The sequence below is a fragment of the Pseudomonas sp. WJP1 genome (assembly GCF_028471945.1).
GTDB lineage: Bacteria > Pseudomonadota > Gammaproteobacteria > Pseudomonadales > Pseudomonadaceae > Aquipseudomonas.
Genome location: NZ_CP110128.1, coordinates 940,111 through 956,475, shown reverse-complemented (window position 1 = coordinate 956,475; position 16,365 = coordinate 940,111). Strand labels below are relative to the sequence as shown.

13 protein-coding genes and 1 pseudogene are annotated in these 16,365 nt (G+C 59.4%); 6 read left to right on the top strand and 8 right to left on the bottom strand.

Annotation, left to right across the window (positions count from 1 at the left end; all coding sequences use genetic code 11):
• The first annotated feature begins 68 nt into the window (after nucleotides 1-68).
• Nucleotides 69-2,402, top strand: coding sequence for a TonB-dependent Fe(3+) dicitrate receptor FecA (gene fecA, locus OH720_RS04275; RefSeq protein ID WP_272604680.1), 2,334 nt, complete (start codon nucleotides 69-71; stop codon nucleotides 2,400-2,402).
• Between the two features lie 113 nt (nucleotides 2,403-2,515).
• On the opposite strand, the gene OH720_RS04270 is transcribed toward fecA, so the two are convergent.
• Nucleotides 2,516-2,926 carry an HPF/RaiA family ribosome-associated protein gene (locus tag OH720_RS04270; RefSeq protein WP_008054445.1) on the bottom strand — a complete coding sequence of 137 codons (411 nt, stop codon included), beginning with the start codon at nucleotides 2,924-2,926 and terminating at the stop codon, nucleotides 2,516-2,518.
• 214 nt (nucleotides 2,927-3,140) lie between these two features.
• Entirely contained in the window at nucleotides 3,141-4,088 is a 948-nt protein-coding gene (locus tag OH720_RS04265) for a LysR substrate-binding domain-containing protein (RefSeq protein WP_008054444.1), read from the bottom strand.
• Between the two features lie 135 nt (nucleotides 4,089-4,223).
• On the opposite strand from OH720_RS04265, the gene OH720_RS04260 reads away from it, so the two are divergent.
• Nucleotides 4,224-5,600: an L-serine ammonia-lyase gene (locus tag OH720_RS04260; protein WP_272604679.1), complete on the top strand. Its 1,377-nt coding sequence runs from the start codon at nucleotides 4,224-4,226 to the stop codon at nucleotides 5,598-5,600.
• Nucleotides 5,601-5,846: 246 nt separating this feature from the next.
• Complete coding sequence (locus tag OH720_RS04255; RefSeq protein WP_272604678.1) at nucleotides 5,847-6,164, top strand: DUF3509 domain-containing protein; 318 nt, start codon at nucleotides 5,847-5,849, stop codon at nucleotides 6,162-6,164.
• Here the strand turns inward: OH720_RS04255 and OH720_RS04250 are convergent.
• Nucleotides 6,161-6,661 (bottom strand): phosphate-starvation-inducible protein PsiE, encoded by a 501-nt coding sequence (locus OH720_RS04250; protein WP_008054441.1) that lies wholly within the window; start codon nucleotides 6,659-6,661, stop codon nucleotides 6,161-6,163. The two genes, OH720_RS04255 and OH720_RS04250, sit on opposite strands and share 4 nt — an antisense overlap.
• A 292-nt stretch (nucleotides 6,662-6,953) precedes the next feature.
• Between OH720_RS04250 and OH720_RS04245 the strand changes: the two are divergent.
• Nucleotides 6,954-7,193, top strand: a pseudogene (locus OH720_RS04245) (YebG family protein); the annotation flags it as partial.
• Nucleotides 7,194-7,407: 214 nt separating this feature from the next.
• Here OH720_RS04245 and OH720_RS04240 read toward each other — a convergent pair.
• Nucleotides 7,408-8,427, bottom strand: a complete 1,020-nt coding sequence (locus OH720_RS04240; RefSeq protein WP_272604677.1) for a Glu/Leu/Phe/Val dehydrogenase family protein — start codon at nucleotides 8,425-8,427, stop codon at nucleotides 7,408-7,410.
• A gap of 182 nt (nucleotides 8,428-8,609) precedes the next feature.
• On the opposite strand from OH720_RS04240, the gene OH720_RS04235 reads away from it, so the two are divergent.
• Entirely contained in the window at nucleotides 8,610-9,413 is an 804-nt protein-coding gene (locus OH720_RS04235; RefSeq protein ID WP_272604676.1) for a SirB1 family protein, read from the top strand.
• 126 nt (nucleotides 9,414-9,539) lie between these two features.
• On the opposite strand, the gene maiA is transcribed toward OH720_RS04235, so the two are convergent.
• Genes maiA through hmgA form a run of 3 tightly spaced genes read right to left on the bottom strand, consistent with a single transcriptional unit; the run spans nucleotide 9,540 to nucleotide 12,800 of the window.
• Entirely contained in the window at nucleotides 9,540-10,175 is a 636-nt protein-coding gene (gene maiA, locus OH720_RS04230) for a maleylacetoacetate isomerase (protein ID WP_272604675.1), read from the bottom strand.
• 12 nt (nucleotides 10,176-10,187) lie between these two features.
• A complete protein-coding gene (gene fahA, locus OH720_RS04225) occupies nucleotides 10,188-11,492 on the bottom strand; it encodes a fumarylacetoacetase (RefSeq protein ID WP_272604674.1) in 1,305 nt (434 codons plus the stop codon).
• Between the two features lie 3 nt (nucleotides 11,493-11,495).
• Nucleotides 11,496-12,800, bottom strand: a complete 1,305-nt coding sequence (gene hmgA, locus OH720_RS04220) for a homogentisate 1,2-dioxygenase (protein WP_272604673.1) — start codon at nucleotides 12,798-12,800, stop codon at nucleotides 11,496-11,498.
• 165 nt (nucleotides 12,801-12,965) lie between these two features.
• Here hmgA and OH720_RS04215 point away from each other — a divergent pair, with 165 nt between their 5' ends.
• Nucleotides 12,966-13,760 (top strand): IclR family transcriptional regulator, encoded by a 795-nt coding sequence (locus OH720_RS04215; RefSeq protein ID WP_272604672.1) that lies wholly within the window; start codon nucleotides 12,966-12,968, stop codon nucleotides 13,758-13,760.
• Nucleotides 13,761-13,765: 5 nt separating this feature from the next.
• Here OH720_RS04215 and OH720_RS04210 read toward each other — a convergent pair whose 3' ends face one another.
• Complete coding sequence (locus OH720_RS04210) at nucleotides 13,766-16,207, bottom strand: dermonecrotic toxin domain-containing protein (RefSeq protein ID WP_272604671.1); 2,442 nt, start codon at nucleotides 16,205-16,207, stop codon at nucleotides 13,766-13,768.
• Nucleotides 16,208-16,365 lie beyond the last annotated feature (158 nt).

The window sequence follows — 16,365 nt, the reverse complement described above, 5'->3', positions numbered from 1 at the left end:
CCGTTTTTCAGATCTGGCGTGACAGAGAAGGAAAGCCACCTTGATTCCCCTTCTCAGGACCGTCCTTCATGCAACCCACCCGCCTCACTCCGCTGGCCCGCACCCTGCGTCAATTGCTGCTCGGCGCCAGCCTGAGTTTCGCTGCCCTGCCGCAGGGGTACGCCGCCGACACCAGGGCTTACCACATCGCGCCATCTTCCCTGGAAAACGCCCTCAACCAATTTGGCCGTGAAGCGGGCGTGCTCATCACCTTTGGCTCGCAAGTCACCAGCGGTGTGCAAAGTCGTGGCCTTGAAGGCAACTACAGCCCCGAGCAAGGACTGAATGCGCTGCTCGAAGGCACTGGCCTGCAGGCCCGCAGCGAGGGCGACAATGCCTACAGCCTGCAACCGGTGGGCGGCGCGGCGCTGGAACTGGACAGTTCGACCGTCGTCGGCGACTGGCTCGGTGATGCTTCGCAAATCAATGTCTTCGAACACCCCGGTGCCCGTGATGTGATCCGCCGCGAAGAATTCGAGCGCCAGGGTGCCACCCAGGCCCGCGACGTGCTCAACCGCATCCCCGGCGTCAACGCGCCGGACAACAACGGTACCGGCAGCCACGATATGGCGCTGAATTTCGGCATTCGCGGTCTCAACCCACGCCTGGCCTCGCGCTCGACCGTGCTGATGGACGGCATCCCCGTGCCGTTCGCGCCCTACGGTCAGCCGCAGTTGTCGTTTGCCCCGGTGAGCATCGGCAACATGGACGCGGTCGATGTGGTGCGTGGCGGCGGCGCGGTGCGTTACGGTCCGCAGAACGTCGGCGGCGTGGTCAACTTCGTGACCCGGGCGATTCCCGATGAGCCGACGGTCAAAGGGGGTTTCCAGACCGAGACCAGCCCGTCCTCCAGCCACGACGGCTTCAAGACCACGGGTAATCTGCTGGCCGGTGGCACCGCAGACAATGGCCTGGGTGGCGCACTGCTGTATTCCGGCACGCGCGGTGGCGACTGGCGCGAACACAGCGACACCGAAATCGACGACCTTATTCTCAAGGGCAAGTACCAGCTCGACGACGCCAACAGCTTCAACGCCATGGCGCAGTACTACGAAGGCCAGGCCGACATGCCTGGCGGCTTGAACGTCGCCGACTACGATGCCGATCCGTACCAGTCGACCCGCCCGAAAGACCAGTTCTGGGGCCGCCGCACGATGTTCAATTTCGGCTATCGCTACCAGCAGGATCGTCGCGAGTTCACCGCCAACACCTTTTTCACCAAGACCCTGCGCAGTGGCTACCTGGACCAGGGCACCTTCCTGTCGCTGTCGCCACGCGAGTACTGGGTCCGCGGCCTGGAAACCCGTTTTGCCCAAGGCTTCGACCTCGGCGCCACCAGCCACGAAGTCGGCATCGGCTACCGCTACATCAACGAGGCCGGCCACGAACTGCGCTACCGCACACCGATTGCCAGCAACGAATACCCGACCACCAGCAGCCGCAACGACCGCGACACACGCGGCGGCACCGAAGCCAACGCATTCTTCCTCGATGACCGGATCGACATCGGCAAATGGACTATCACCCCCGGCATCCGCTACGAAATGATCGACTCGCAGCAAACCAACAACCTGACCAATGAAAAGTACCAGGGCGACTACAACACGGCGTTGCCGGCATTGAACGTGCTCTATCACCTGACCGACACCTGGAACCTGTACGCCAATACCGAAGGTTCGTTCGGTAGCGTGCAGTACAGCCAGATGCCCAATCGCGTGACCAGCGGCGAAGTCAAGCCGGAAAAGGCACGCACCTGGGAAATGGGCACCCGTTACGACAATGGCCCACTGCGCGCGGAAATCGGCGCGTTCCTGATCAACTTCGATAACCAATATGAAAGTAACCAGACCAACGATTCGGTGATTGCACGTGGCGAAACGCGCCACCAAGGCATCGAGACCAGTGTGAACTACGCCCTCGATGACTTGAGCCCGGCACTGGCGGGCTTAGATGTGTACGCCACCTACGCCTATGTTGACACGACCATCCGCGAAGACGGTCCGAACAAGGGCAACCGTGTACCGTTCTCGTCGAAACACAAAGGCACCCTGGGCGTTGGTTACACCGAGGGGCCGTGGGAGTTGAACCTGGACAGCAGCTATCAAAGCGACCAGTTCGCCGACAACGCCAACACCTCGGCCGAAAGCGCCGATGGCAGCACCGGCAAGATCCCGGGCTACATGCTGTTCAGCAGCCGCGCGGCCTATGACTTCGGGCCGCAGTTATCGGACCTGACGGTGGCGGTGGGTGTGAAGAATATCCTCAACCATCAGTACTTCACCCGTTCGTTCGACGATAACAACAAGGGCAAGTTCGTGGGGGAACCGCGGACGGTTTATTTGCAGACGTCGGTGGCGTTCTAAACCGAGCAAGGGATGATCATTCCCACGCTCTGCGTGGGAACGATCGTTTACCCCCAAAAACAAAACGAGCCTGCATGGCAGGCCCGTTTTCATTTGGGAAGGTCAATCAGGCATCAAGCGTTTTGCGCAGCCTGTTCGTTTTCAAGAAACTCTTCTTCCAGCAGCTTGTCGGCGTGAGGCCGGCGCTCGAAAGGCACCACGGCAGCGCGTGGTTTGCCGCGCAGTTTGCCGAACAGGTGTTCAAGGGCGTGTTCGAGTTTCTCGGCAGCTCCGTCGATCGCCAGTTCCAGGCTGGCGGCTTTATGGGTGACAGAAATCGGTTGGTGGCCTTTTGGCCGCGCTTCCAGCTGGCAGCGCAAATCATGGGGACCAGGCTTGTCGCCGTTCTCGTCCCGCAGGTGAACCTCGACGCGGGTCAGGTCCTCCTCATAACGTTCGAGCGTGCTCTCAATGGTGGTTCGTACCCACTCCTCCAGTCGGATGCTGCTTTGAATATGGTTATCGCTATTGACTTGGATTTGCATAGTTCATCCCTTATTTCAGCTAGCTCGCGAGAGGCCGGTCAGCTAAGCCCTTGGGCGTCATCACCGTGACCTCTTACTTACACAATCGGTCTGTACGATGAACAATTCAACCCCTAAAAAAAGATAAATATCTAATCGCAAAAAAAGCCGGACAACCGGCAAAAGCGCTGTTAAGGTCGGGAGTTGGGTAGCCTGGCTCTTACGTAATAATTGCTCACATTTGCCCCTCCCCCAGCGGGTGCAAGCCGCGAAAGATCCCCGCTTCCTCCACCAGCCAGTCATGCACCGCACGCACGCCTGGATGGCTCAACGCCCCCGGCGCGTAGAGCACCATGTAGCGCTTGTGATTGGGCACCGCCAGGCCGAACGGTACGATCAATGCGCCCCGCTCCAGCTCGTCATTGAGCAGCGTACGCCGTGCGATCGCCACGCCCATCCCGGCGATGGCCGCCTCGATGGTCAAGTGATTGCGGTTGAAGGTATGCCCGCGCCGCACGTCAGCACCTTCGAAGCCGATGGCATCGAGATAGAACTCCCATTCCGCGTATTCGTAACTGCCGCGCCAGGCAGTGATGTCATGCAGCAACGGAAAATGCAGCAGGTCCGCCGGACCATGCAACGGCGGACGACCGCGCAACAGGCCTGGGGCACACACCGGGAAAATCTGCTCATCGAGCAAGGCTGTGGATAACAAGCCTGGGTAGCTGCCGTCATTCAGATCGATGGCCAGGTCGAAATCGCCTTCGTGCAACGGCACGCTGCTGTCTTCGGCGACCAGGCGCAGCTGGATGTCCGGGAAGCGCTGCTGCAAGCGCGGCAGGCGCGGCGTCAGCCACTTGCTCAGAAACGACGGAATCGAGCGCACGCGCAGCGTGCCGCTGATCATGCCTGCGTCCAACCGGCGCAATTCCGCGTCGATGCTGCCGTAGGCCTCGTTGACCGTGATGGCCAGTCGCTGGCCCTCGGCGCTCAGCTCCACACCCCGGGCACGCCGGTGAAACAGGCGAAACCCCAGGCGCTCTTCCAGTTGCCGAATCTGCTGGCTGACCGCCCCCGGCGTAATGTGCAGTTCTTCGGCGCAACGGGTGAACGACAAGTGCCGCGCGGCACAGGAAAACACCTGCAGCCAGACGTAAGTCTGGGCGTGTAGTTGACGGCTCATCGTTTAGTCCTGCTAAAGGCTGTCTTAGGAAGTTTCGTTGGTCACGTAGGACTGAGAGAGGCAGTATCGCTGAAATTGCGCTTGTCCTACAAAAATGGCAGCGATTCATCTTCCATTGCAGGAATAGGCTTTAGCATGGCTATCAGTGTTTTCGATCTCTTCAAAGTCGGCATCGGTCCGTCCAGCTCCCATACCGTCGGCCCCATGCGTGCTGCCGCGACCTTTGCCCAGGCGCTGGTGGACCAGGGTTCAGTGACTGACGTACGGCGAGTGGAAATCCGCTTGTACGGCTCCCTGTCGGCCACCGGTGTCGGTCACGCCACCGACCGGGCCTGCGTGATGGGGCTGATGGGCGAATGGCCGGACCGTATCGATCCCTCCACCATCGACAGCCGGATCCATGCCTTGCGTGAAACCGGCGAGTTGTTGCTGGCAGGCCAGGCGAGCATTGCCTTCAACTGGTCACGCGATCTCCTGCTGCTCGACGAGAGTTTGCCCTACCACCCCAACGCCATGTCCCTGACAGCCTTCGGCGAAACCGGCGAGATGTTCGAGCAGACCTACTACTCGGTCGGTGGTGGTTTCATCATCGAGGCGGCAGAAGCCGAGTCCGGAATTTCACCCACCCGTGACGTGGAGTTGCCCTACGACTTTTCCAGCGCCGCCGAACTGCTCAAGCTCTGCAATCAGCACGGTCTGCGTGTTAGCGAGTTGATGATGGCCAACGAACGGGCCTGGCGCAGTGACGAGGAAATACGCCAGGGCTTGCTGCATATCTGGTCGGTGATGCGCGAGTGCGTCGAGCAGGGTCTGGAGCACGAAGGCATCCTGCCTGGCGGCCTGAATGTACCGCGACGTGCGGCGAAATTGCACCGCAGCCTGTTGGAAATCGGCAAGCCAAACGTCATCACTTCAACCCTGTCGGCCATGGAGTGGGTGAACCTGTACGCCCTCGCCGTGAACGAAGAAAACGCCGCCGGCGGTCGCATGGTGACGGCGCCAACCAATGGCGCAGCAGGGATCATTCCAGCGGTGCTGCACTACTACATGAAATTCAACCCCGACGCGTCGGACGACGACGTCGTGGCGTTCTTCCTGGGCGCAGCCGCCGTCGGCATCCTGTGCAAGAAAAACGCCTCGATCTCCGGCGCCGAAGTCGGCTGTCAGGGCGAGGTCGGCTCTGCCTGCGCCATGGCCGCCGCCGGCCTGGCAGACGTGCTCGGCGCCACGCCGGAGCAACTGGAAAACGCCGCCGAGATCGGCCTTGAACACAACCTCGGCCTCACCTGCGACCCGGTCGGCGGGCTGGTGCAAGTGCCGTGCATCGAACGCAATGCGATTGCTGCCGTCAAGGCGATCAACGCCACGCAGATGGCCCTGCGCGGCGACGGCAAACACTTCATCTCCCTGGATCGGGTGATCCGCACCATGCGTGATACCGGTGCCGACATGCACGACAAATACAAAGAGACATCACGGGGTGGCCTGGCGGTGAGCTGGGTGGAATGCTGACCGGTTTGGTGGCACGCGGACGGTCAGTGCCCTGAAACGGGCAGGTAAAAACAAGGCGGGCCACGGTGCCCGCCTTGTTTTTATACGGGTTTATTGTCTGACAATTTTTCCGGCATGTCCCTTGCTACATCCCGCTTGGAACAATGATGGCGATATTGACGAGAACATGGCCAATGGTCCGGTGTTGCGAACCAACCCGATCACGGCCGGTCAACAACTGCACGTTCAATCAAGCGGTGACGCATCATGGACAACCCTTTTCAGCTCATTACCGATGCTTTTGCAGCGGACTATCAGATCAACCTGAGCATTCAGGGTCTTGATGGCAGCATCATGCTGACCCTGTCCAACAATGGTCGAGTAGTCGCAAAGCGCATGATCAGCGCCGAGCAACGCAACGACCCGCAACGCCTCAAACGCCTGGTGCAGAGCATTCAGTTCGGCATTGCCATCGAACAGGGCCACAGCGCGGTGGCCATCCTCGAGGCCATGACCGATGGCGGCACGCATAGCCTGCCGCCACCGACTGTGAAAAACCGGCCGCGCCCGGCCATCAGGCTTTAAAGCTCGCCCTTTTCCACCTCTGGATGTTCACCCGAGCCCGCACCGGTCTTCCGGTGCGGATGCTCGATCTTCACCGAGGGAAATTGCGAGGAGGCGTAACGCACCACCAGGATCGCAAACGCCAGCAGCAGGATCCCGCCGCACAGGTAAATAATTCCCAGGTCCGGTGGATTGTGATGGGACACGTTGGAAATCAGCAGCCGCGTGAGTGCCGTGATCGCCACGTAGATCAGGAAACGCACCGGCATGTGATTGGTCTTGAAATAAATCCCGACCATCGCACCCAGTTCCAGATAGATGAACAGCAGCAGGATGTCGTCGATTTTGATATGCCCCTGCTCGAGCATCCCGAGAAACTCCATCACCGCGGCCCACGCGGTCACCGCTCCAATGGCGAACAGCGCCAGGTAGTGGAAGGTTTCGACGAACAGGTTGCCCAGTGACTCGGCCAGTTCATGCACGTTCTGCCGCAGCTTTTCGGCCCAGTTGATTTTCACGATGATGCTTCCTTAGGTCGGCTCGACCGGATAATGCAGGTTGGACGTGACGATTGTTCTGCATGCAGAAACAAGGCCACTACCATGATGGCGAGCCGCCCCGGGTTCTGCTCCGTGGCGTTTGGTCGCAGCTACCTTTACCAAGCCACCAACACCCGAGGCCTGACAAATCCCGAAACCGGCCTACATTAAAAAGCCACTACCCAAACCCTGAGGATTCGCTTATCCTTTGCTGTATATAGATACAGTAGTCGAATCAGACAAACAAATTTGAAGGCATGTGAGGTGGTGAATGGCCGTCGAAGTGGTATACCGCAGCAGCCGAGATCTGGAGCGCTTGTTCATGGATAAAGCCGAAGCTGACCGTCATGACAAAATGCTCGAACTGGCCGAGTTGCTGGCTGACGTGTTGCAAAAAGCCGTTCCGTCCCTGACCGAACAGCAAGTGGAAGAAGTCGGGATCTACATGGCGAAGAACCGCGACGTGTTCGCCAAGGCGTTCAAGAGCCAGCCGGATGCGTTGTCCGAACTGCTCACAGCGCCAGCAGACGTTGCGCAGCCGATGGCAGCGGCTGCGCCTGTTGAAGCACCTGTTGCTGTTGAAGAGACTAGCGTTGCTGCGCCCGTTGCCCCGGCCAAGCCAGCCAAGGCTGCGAAAACAGCCAAGTAAGCGACGTATGAATTGAACAGGCCGTGAGTCCAATGGACTCACGGCCTTTTTCATTCGTAAAAATCGAAAGACCTTTCTATCGGTACAGCACTTTCTCCGCCAACTCGTCCGCCACTCGGGCCGGTGAGCGTTTTTCCGCCTGGGCGTGGGCGAAGACTTCGGTGAGTCGCGAGCTAATTTTCGACAGGTGCGCGGTGATGGTGCCCAGCTCTTCGCCGCGATGCTTGAGCGAAACATAGATCAATCCGCCGGCGTTGATCACATAATCCGGCGCATACAGGATGCCCCGCCGCTCCAGTTGATCGGCGACGTCCAGATGGGTCAGTTGGTTGTTCGCCGAACCGGCCACTGCCGAGCAGCGTAGTTGGGTCACGCTGTGGCTGTTCAGCACCCCGCCCAGACCGCAAGGAGCAAGAATGTCGCAAGGCGTGCTGAGCAATGCATCGTTGGCAATCGGGTGCGCGCCGAGTTGTTCCATCGCCAGTTGGACCTTGCCATGGTCGATGTCGCTGACCAGCAATTCGGCCCCGGCGGCGTGCAACTGTTCTGCCAGGGCAAAACCGACGTTGCCCAGGCCCTGGATGGCGACACGCAGGCCTTCGAGGTTATCGCTGCCCAAGCGGGCCATGGCTGTTGCGCGGATGCCGGTAAACACGCCCATCGCCGCATGAGGCGCGGGGTCGCCCGCCGACGTGGTGCTGGTGACGTGCTGGGTCTGCTGGGCGATACAATCCATGTCCGCCACCGAGGTGCCACTGTCGATGGCGGTGATGTAGCGCCCGTCGAGCTGATTGATGCAGCGCCCGAACGCTTCGAACAGCGCAGCGCGATCGGCCACGTGAACGGGGCGAATGATCACCGCCACGCCGCCGCCCTGGGCCAGGCCGGCCAAGGCCGCCTTGTAACTCATGCCTTGGGCAAGGCGCACCGCATCCTCGACTGCAGACTCGTCGCTGGGATAGGCAAGATAACGGCAACCGCCCAGAGCAGGCCCCAAACGGCTGTTATGAATGGCAATCACCGCCTTCAACCCGGTGGCCGGGTCGACGCTAAGATGTAGCGATTCAAGGCGAGTGCTTTGCATGAGAGCGAACATCGTAAGGCTCCCGAATCACTTCTTGTAGTCGCCAGTATAGGCTTGCGCACAAAAATTGCAGAAGCGCACCGGCATAAGCAAAGGCGCCATGCACGCTTTAGGAAATAACCGAAACTGGGCCTGTACGGTACTGGACGAATGGCAAAGACCGGTCTAAAACGAGGCATAGCCCGGAGATTTCCATGACGCCGCGCCAATCGTTTTTCGCCTGCCTGCAACGATCACCGCCTGCGCTGTTCGAGGCGGCGCTATGGATTGCCGTCGAACATGACAATCAGGTTAACCCCGAGGCTGTGTTGGCGCACTTCAAAGAGCTGCAGCTGCGGATCAGTGGCGGCTTGCCCATGCTGCCCGTGAGCGAGTTGGCGCAACCGTTGCTCAGGCGCATGGTCGAGTTGGGGTTCGCCCAGGATGATTTCGCCCCCTTGCGACCACAAGTGGCATTGCTCGATAAAGTCCTGGAGCGTCGCCGCGGGCAACCGTTGGCCTTGGGGCTGATAGCCCTGGAACTGGCCAGAGGCCTTGAGATTCCAATGGTCGGCGTCAACTTCCCAGGGCATTTCCTGCTGCGGGTGCCTGGCGCCGATCATCTGCTCGACCCCTGCGGCGGCCGGCGCCTGTATCCCAACGATTGCCGGGAACTGCTGCACCGCCAGTACGGCCCGAACATGCAACTCAACGCTGAGCACCTGGTCACCGCCACACCCGCACAAATGCTCCAACGACTGTCACGCAACCTGCGCCAGCTGCATCTTTCCCACGACGATTACATTGGCGCGTTGATCGACGCCGAACGCGTGCTGGAACTGGGTGACGCCAGCGCCTCCGACTACCTGGCCCGGGCCAGCCTCTACCAACGCCTGGACTGCCCGAATGCCGAGCGCTTCGACCTGGAACATGCGCTGCTGCTCAGCGACGATCCGATCCAGCGGATTCGCCTGACCGAGCGACTGGGGCATTTGCCGCCCAACTCCATCGTTCATTAACCATCCCTTGTGGGAGCGAGCCTGCTCGCGATGGTCGTCAACCATAACGAGTGGCATCTGGATGTACGCGTTTTCGTTAACGTCCATCGCGAGCAGGCTCGCTCCTACAGGGTTACGCGTGATGTGTTACGGCGTGTCTGGCTGGTTAGCCGGATGCGCCTTGATGAACGCCGGATGGCTGGCCACCAGCGCCGCTACCCGGCGGATTCGCGGATAAGCCTCAAGGGAAATGTTGAAGCGCTCGGCGGCGTACAGCTGTGGAATCAGGTACACATCCGCCAACCCGGGCTGCGAACCAAAACAGTAACCCTCCTCGCCAATCAACTGCTCCACGGTCGAGAGGCCCTGGTTGATCCAGTGCCCGATCCACTCGACAACCTGCGGTTCATCGTGCCCCAACTGGCGCAGCCGATTGAGCACGCTGACATTGTGCAGCGGATGCACATCGCAGCCGATCAGCGCCGCCACGCCACGTTCACGGGCGCGGGCAACGAGATCCTTCGACAGCAGCGGCACCTGTGGATAACGCTCCTCCAGGTACTCGATGATCGCCGGTGACTGAATCAGCAGCTCGCCTTCATCGGTGCGCAACGCCGGCACGCGGCCTTGCGGATTGATGCCCAGGTACGCTGGCTGGCGATGCTCGCCACCCGCTGGTGCGATCAGATTGACTGGCAGCGCCTGGTAATCCAGGCCCTTCAACGCCAGCGCAATCCGTACCCGATACGACGATGTCGAGCGGTAGTAGGTATAGAGTTCCATGAACCGATCCCCTTAGCGAGCCGGCAACACTTTGCCGCGGCATTCACCGAAACCGATGGACGCAAACCCTTCGCGGCTGCAACGACCACGCAAGATGATTTCGTCGCCGTCTTCGAGAAATTTACGCACTTCGCCCGAGGCCAGTTCGATCGGCTTTTTACCGCCCTCGGTGATTTCCAGGAGGCTGCCGAACTGGTCGTTTTGCGGCCCCGACAAGGTGCCCGAACCGAAAAGGTCGCCAGCCTGCAACTGGCAGCCATTAACGCTGTGATGCGCAACCAGCTGCGCCACGGTCCAATACATGTGTTTCGAGTTGCTCAGGGCCAAGCGATGGGCCGGCAGGTTCTGCTCGCGCATGGCTTCGGTGAGCAGCAGCACTTCCAGCTCGATGTCGAACGCACCAGCAGCTTGATCGCGTTTATCGAACAGGTACGGCAGCGGCTGCGGATCGCCTTCCGGACGTGCAGGCTGGGCGAGGCGGAACGGTTCCAGCGCTTCAGCGGTCACGACCCACGGGGAAATACTAGTGATGAAACTCTTCGACAGGAATGGACCCAACGGCTGGTATTCCCAAGCCTGGATATCACGCGCCGACCAGTCATTGAGCAAGCAGAAACCGGCGATGTGGTCAGCCGCGTCCCCAATGGCGATGGAGTCGCCCATGTCGTTGCCCTGGCCGATCCAGATGCCCAGTTCCAATTCGTAGTCCAGGCGTGCACAGGGCCCGAACGTCGGCTCGGTCTGACCGGCCGGCAGCGTCTGGCCTTTCGGACGGCGCACGTCGGTGCCCGACGGGCGGATGGTCGAGGCGCGACCGTGATAACCGATCGGTACGTACTTGTAGTTAGGCAGCAACGGGTTGTCCGGGCGGAACAGTTTGCCGACGTTCTGTGCGTGCTCGATGCCGACGTAAAAGTCGGTGTAGTCGTTGATCTTCGCTGGCAGATGCATCTCACAATCGGAAGCCAGGGGCAGCAGTTTTGCGCCCTGGGCCTCAATCTTGCCGTGCAGGGTGCTGCCGTCCTTGAGCAGCTCGATCAAGCGTTCACGCAAGGCTACGCGAGCCTCGCGGCCCAACTCGAAGAAGGCATTCAACTGACCGCCACGGGTGGCTTCGACCGCGGCTTTTGCAGTGCCGTCGAACAGGCCGGCATCGAGTGCCGCTTCCAGATCGAAGATATGCTCGCCGATGGCCACACCACTGCGCGGCGCCGCCCCCTTCACGCTGAACACGCCCAGCGGCAGGTTTTGCAGAGGGAAGTCCGCATGACCGTTGGCCGAGGCAACCCAGCTGCGAGTAATGGAAGTTTGCGTCATGGGTTATCTCCGGGTCGGGTCGAAAGTGGCGGGAAAAGTGGCCCAGCAAGCATCGTAGTTGTCTTGCAGTTGCGGGCAATCGAGGGCGAACTGGCTCGGGCGCAGCACCTGGCTGGTCTCGAACATGAAGGCCATGGTGTTGTCGATTTTCGACGGTTTCAGGTCGGCGTTGATCGCCTTGGTGCAGGTCTCGCCGTCTGGCCCGTGAGCGCTCATGCAGCTGTGCAGCGACGCGCCGCCGGGCACAAAACCTTCGGCCTTGGCATCGTACTCGCCCTGGATCAGCCCCATGAATTCGTTCATCAAGTTACGGTGGAACCACGGTGGCCGGAAGGTGTTCTCGGCCACCATCCAGCGTGGCGGAAAGATCACGAAGTCGAGGTTGGCCAGGCCGTGGACGCTGGTCGGCGAGGTCAGCACCGTGAAGATCGACGGGTCCGGATGGTCGAAGCTGACCGAGCCGATGGTGTTGAAACGGCGCAGGTCATATTTGTACGGCACGTTGTTACCGTGCCAGGCGACCACGTTCAACGGTGAGTGATCGAGCTCGCAAGCCCACAACTGGCCGAGGAACTTCTGCACCAGGGTCGTGGGTTGTTGAAGATTTTCGTAACAAGCCACCGGGGTCAGGAAATCACGTGGATTAGCCAGGCCGTTGCTGCCGATCGGCCCCAGATCCGGCAGGCGCAATGGTGCACCGTGGTTCTCGGCAATGTAACCGCGCGCTTGTGGGTCAAGCAGTTCGATGCGCCATTTCAACCCGCGAGGCAATACCGCAATTTCCAGCGGCTGCACTTCCAGCACGCCCAGCTCGGTGGCAATGCGCAGGCGGCCCTGTTGCGGCACCAGCAGCATTTCGCCGTCGGCATTGAAGAATACGCGCTCCATGGAACGGTTGGCGCGGTACTGGTAGATGCTGATGCCCGACGGTTTATCCGCGCCGGAGTTGGCCGCCATGCTCACCAGGCCGTCGATGAAATCGGTTGGCTCGGCGGGAATGTCCAGCGCGTTCCAGCGCAGGCGATTGGGTGTCACTTCGCCCAAGGGGCCGCCGGCCAGTTGCCGATCGAGCTTGACGAATGCCGGGTGATTGGCCGAAGGCTGAATCCGGTACATCCACGTCCGCCGCGCTTCGCTGCGCGCCATGGTGAACGCGGTGCCGGAGAACAATTCGGTGTAGAGGCCGTAAGGGGCTTTTTGCGGGGAGTTCTGGCCGACGGGCAGTGCGCCAGGCAATGCCTCACTGCTGAATTCGTTGCCGAAGCCTGACTGATAGGCCAGTGCTGGCGTCGTTGAATCGGAGTTCATGGAGCCTCCTGAACAGAGAGTCGACAGTGGCCGGTCGCTCTGTTGCAGAGGTCATGGCACGCCGGGGTTATTTTTATCGTAATCCAATTACGCATAACGTAATTTGATTGGCGTTGACCGTCAAGCTATAAAGACGCCCATTCGTCCCGGGATCACAACGCCTCCATGGAAAAGCCTGACAGCAACGGTAAACAGAAAGTCCGCTCGGCCGAGGTGGGTACCGACATCCTCAAGGCCTTGGCCGAGTTGTCGCCCTCGACTTCGCTCTCGCGCCTGGCCGAGCACGTGCAAATGCCGGCGAGCAAGGTTCACCGCTACTTGCAGGCGCTGATCGCCAGTGGCTTTGCCGAACAGAATGCGGCAACCAACCATTACGGCCTGGGCCGCGAAGCCTTGCGCGTCGGATTGGCGGCACTCAACAGTATGGACGTGCTGAAAGTCGCCGCCCTGCCGTTGGCCGAGTTGCGCGACGACTTGAACGAAACCTGTTTTGTGGCGGTGTGGGGCAACCAGGGCGCGACCGTGGTGCATATCGAACCGGCGGTGCGGGCAGTGACGGTGGTGACGCAGTTGGGGTCGGTGTTGCCATTGCTCAGTTCCTCCACGGGCCTGGTATTCGGCGCGTACCTGCCCAAGCGTGAAACCGTAGAGTTGCGTGAACAGGAACTGCTGTCGGCCAGCGCTCATCCCCTCGGCGATGACCAGGTCTATGAAACGCTATGTGGGCAGATCCGCAGCCGCGGCTTGCATCATGTTCATGGTTTGTTGATGCCGGGTGTCGATGCATTGTCGGCACCGGTGTTCAACGCCGTCGGGCACGTGGTGGCAGTCGTCACCATTGTCGGCCCGGCCTCGTTGTTTCATGCCGACGAAAACGGCCCGGCGGCGCAGCGTTTGCTGGCAGCGACGCGGGCCGTGAGTTGGCGGATGGGGTATGAACCGCCCACCGTCATCGGTTAGCCGGATTACATCAAAATCGTTTGCTCGCTGGATTCAGGCTCGGCGAGCGACTCCTTCATCAGTTGGCTGACAACGGCCAGGTCCACCGTTTTGCCGGTGCACGCAGAGATGACACCCATGCAGGTATTAACATTGCCGATCTGTTTGGCAATGGCCTTCTGCACCATGGAAAAACCTAACTTGCCAATGCGCATCGTGGCCAACTCCATCATGCAATCGAGGTAACTTGTGAACAGCTTCTCGTAGTTCCCTTCCTGAAACGCCTTCGCCCCCTCAAACACTGCCTTCGTCATCACGACAGCACTTAACGCGAGCCCGATGGGTGCAAAAGGGATACTGACAATGGTGACCGCCGCGACTGCGGTGTCGTAGATCAGCTTGCCGACAATCTCCGCGAGACTGGTCGTCTTGGCATCAACGTCGTCAATGATCTGAGCCATTGCATCGGTGTAGCAACGGGAGAAATCCCGGACTCGACTATCGAGTTGCAAATGAGGGATGTCCTCGATGCTGCGCAGCTTCACTTTCTCGAGGTATGCACTGACGACTTTCTGCTGCGTCAACTTGGCTCGCTTGCTGTAATAACTGCCAAGCCCTGCCGTTTTCACCGATCTGGCAAACTCGGCCAAGGGCCTGAACGATCTGCAATCCGGTGCAGAGGGGGTATACAGCAGATCATCCGCGACGCCATTGTGCATGAGGCGGAAAACATAAAGACCGTCGACCTGGCAATCTTGCAGATAAAACCTGTAGAGGCCCTCGCGTTGAGGGGACTCGGGGTCTTCAACATGCTCGATTGGGTCAGGTTCTACTTCGTGTGACTGATCAATCAGCCCTTCGATCTGCTCAAATTGCTTGCGTTCAAGATGACCATTGAACAGCGCTTCCAGCGCTGAACGATGCATTTCATTGCGCCGCAGATCCGCGTAGACGTCGCGCTTCAAGGCATAACCCGGTGCGTTCTGATCCAGGTAATCAGCCTTCAGCATGGCGAGGTACTGCTCACCTGGGCGCAAAGTTTTAGACCAGCCAGGCAAATACTTGATCAGCAGGCTGGATACGGGTGGATGACCGGGTGATAGACGAATGGACGGGTAAATTCCGGGGTTATGAGCCGGACCACTCTCTTCGGTAATGTGATGTTCATCGATGATCATCCGGGACAAGGTCATCTCGTTGGAATCACCAAGCCTCACCACAATCAGGTCAGGATCTATGTCGACTGTTTCGCCGTGTTGCGCCAGGACCTCCTCTGCGCGCTCCTTGATCAGCTTGGTGGCGAAATCCTCGTAACTGATCAGCGCTGCCTCGCGGCTTGCAAGTCGGGTCAAACCTTTGAGCTCGATGTTCAGCCGGGCGAAACATTGTCGCTGGGTGGCTGTGGCCGAACGATAGCCGGCAGGAACAACCGCTTGCATTTCCCCCCGCAACCAATCGACATGCAGCATAACCCCCTGGCGCAATGCACCCTCTGCGCTGTTTGGCCAAGGGCTGCGCTGGATACCACACCACTGACTTGGCAAGTCCTGGAGACGTCTCATGTACGCGTCGAAGCTGGCGCGTTCACTGGCCAGCGCCTGGCGGCTCAGGTAACTGCGCCCTTCGGGTTGAGCGGTCCATTCGGCCAGATGGAAATTCAATTGTTTGAAGCTCGCAAATTCATACCAGCTCCTGCCACCCGGCGCCTGCGGTGCATAAAGCACACAAAGGCCTTCTTCGCCCTGCGACCCGCAACAGACAATCATCCCCTCGAAAGCGCCTTTCGCATCACCGAACGAGAGCGCTCCCATGGAACAACGCCCATCACCTTGCGCGGCGATAGCGACGATCTGCAGGCTCTCGTCGCTGATATGCCTTTGTAGCTTCGCGCTGAATGAACTCAGTCGTATACGACTGCTCAACAGAATCTGTTGCGCTTGAAGCACCGCTTCGGCCGTGTATTTCTTTTCGAATTGTTCCGCATAGAATTTGCGCATGCTCGCGTCGACCATCACCTCCAGAAGATCCTCTGCGGTCACGCCGGACGGCAACGCTTGCCCTTCCAGTTTGACCTCCAATGGAAGGGTGGTGGAGCCGTACAAATCGTTGAGCATGAATTCGGGAAGCGTCAAGCGATTGCTTTGCACAACCTTTTGCTTGCCGACGAAGAATGTGTAGTGAGCGCTGACGAAAATCTGGTCCGGGTCAACAACCTCACCGCAGAGGATTCGAACAACCTCCCGCGCTTGAAATCTGGCAAACGCCTTGAGGGATTTTACTTCTCCAAGCAGTGCATCCAGCGCCTGTTCGCTTTCGGTCAGGGACTGCTCGGCATCAAAGTAGTACTGGCGATCTTCCTCACTTGCACGTTGCAGCCAATCCGGCAGCTGGGGTGCTTGCCTGGAAGGGCGTAAAACTTCTTCTTGAAGTTTATACGCGGGCTCATTGGTTAATCCATTAATTTCCATGCACTGTCCTTTTTGCATATATTATTATGCTGGTCATTACTGTAAATCCCCGTTTCAACTTGTAAAAAAACCAAAACTGAAAAACTGAAACTATCGGGGCGACTCCAAACATATAAGCACTACAGCCATAGAAGTACACCCCAAAACTTGTGTGCATT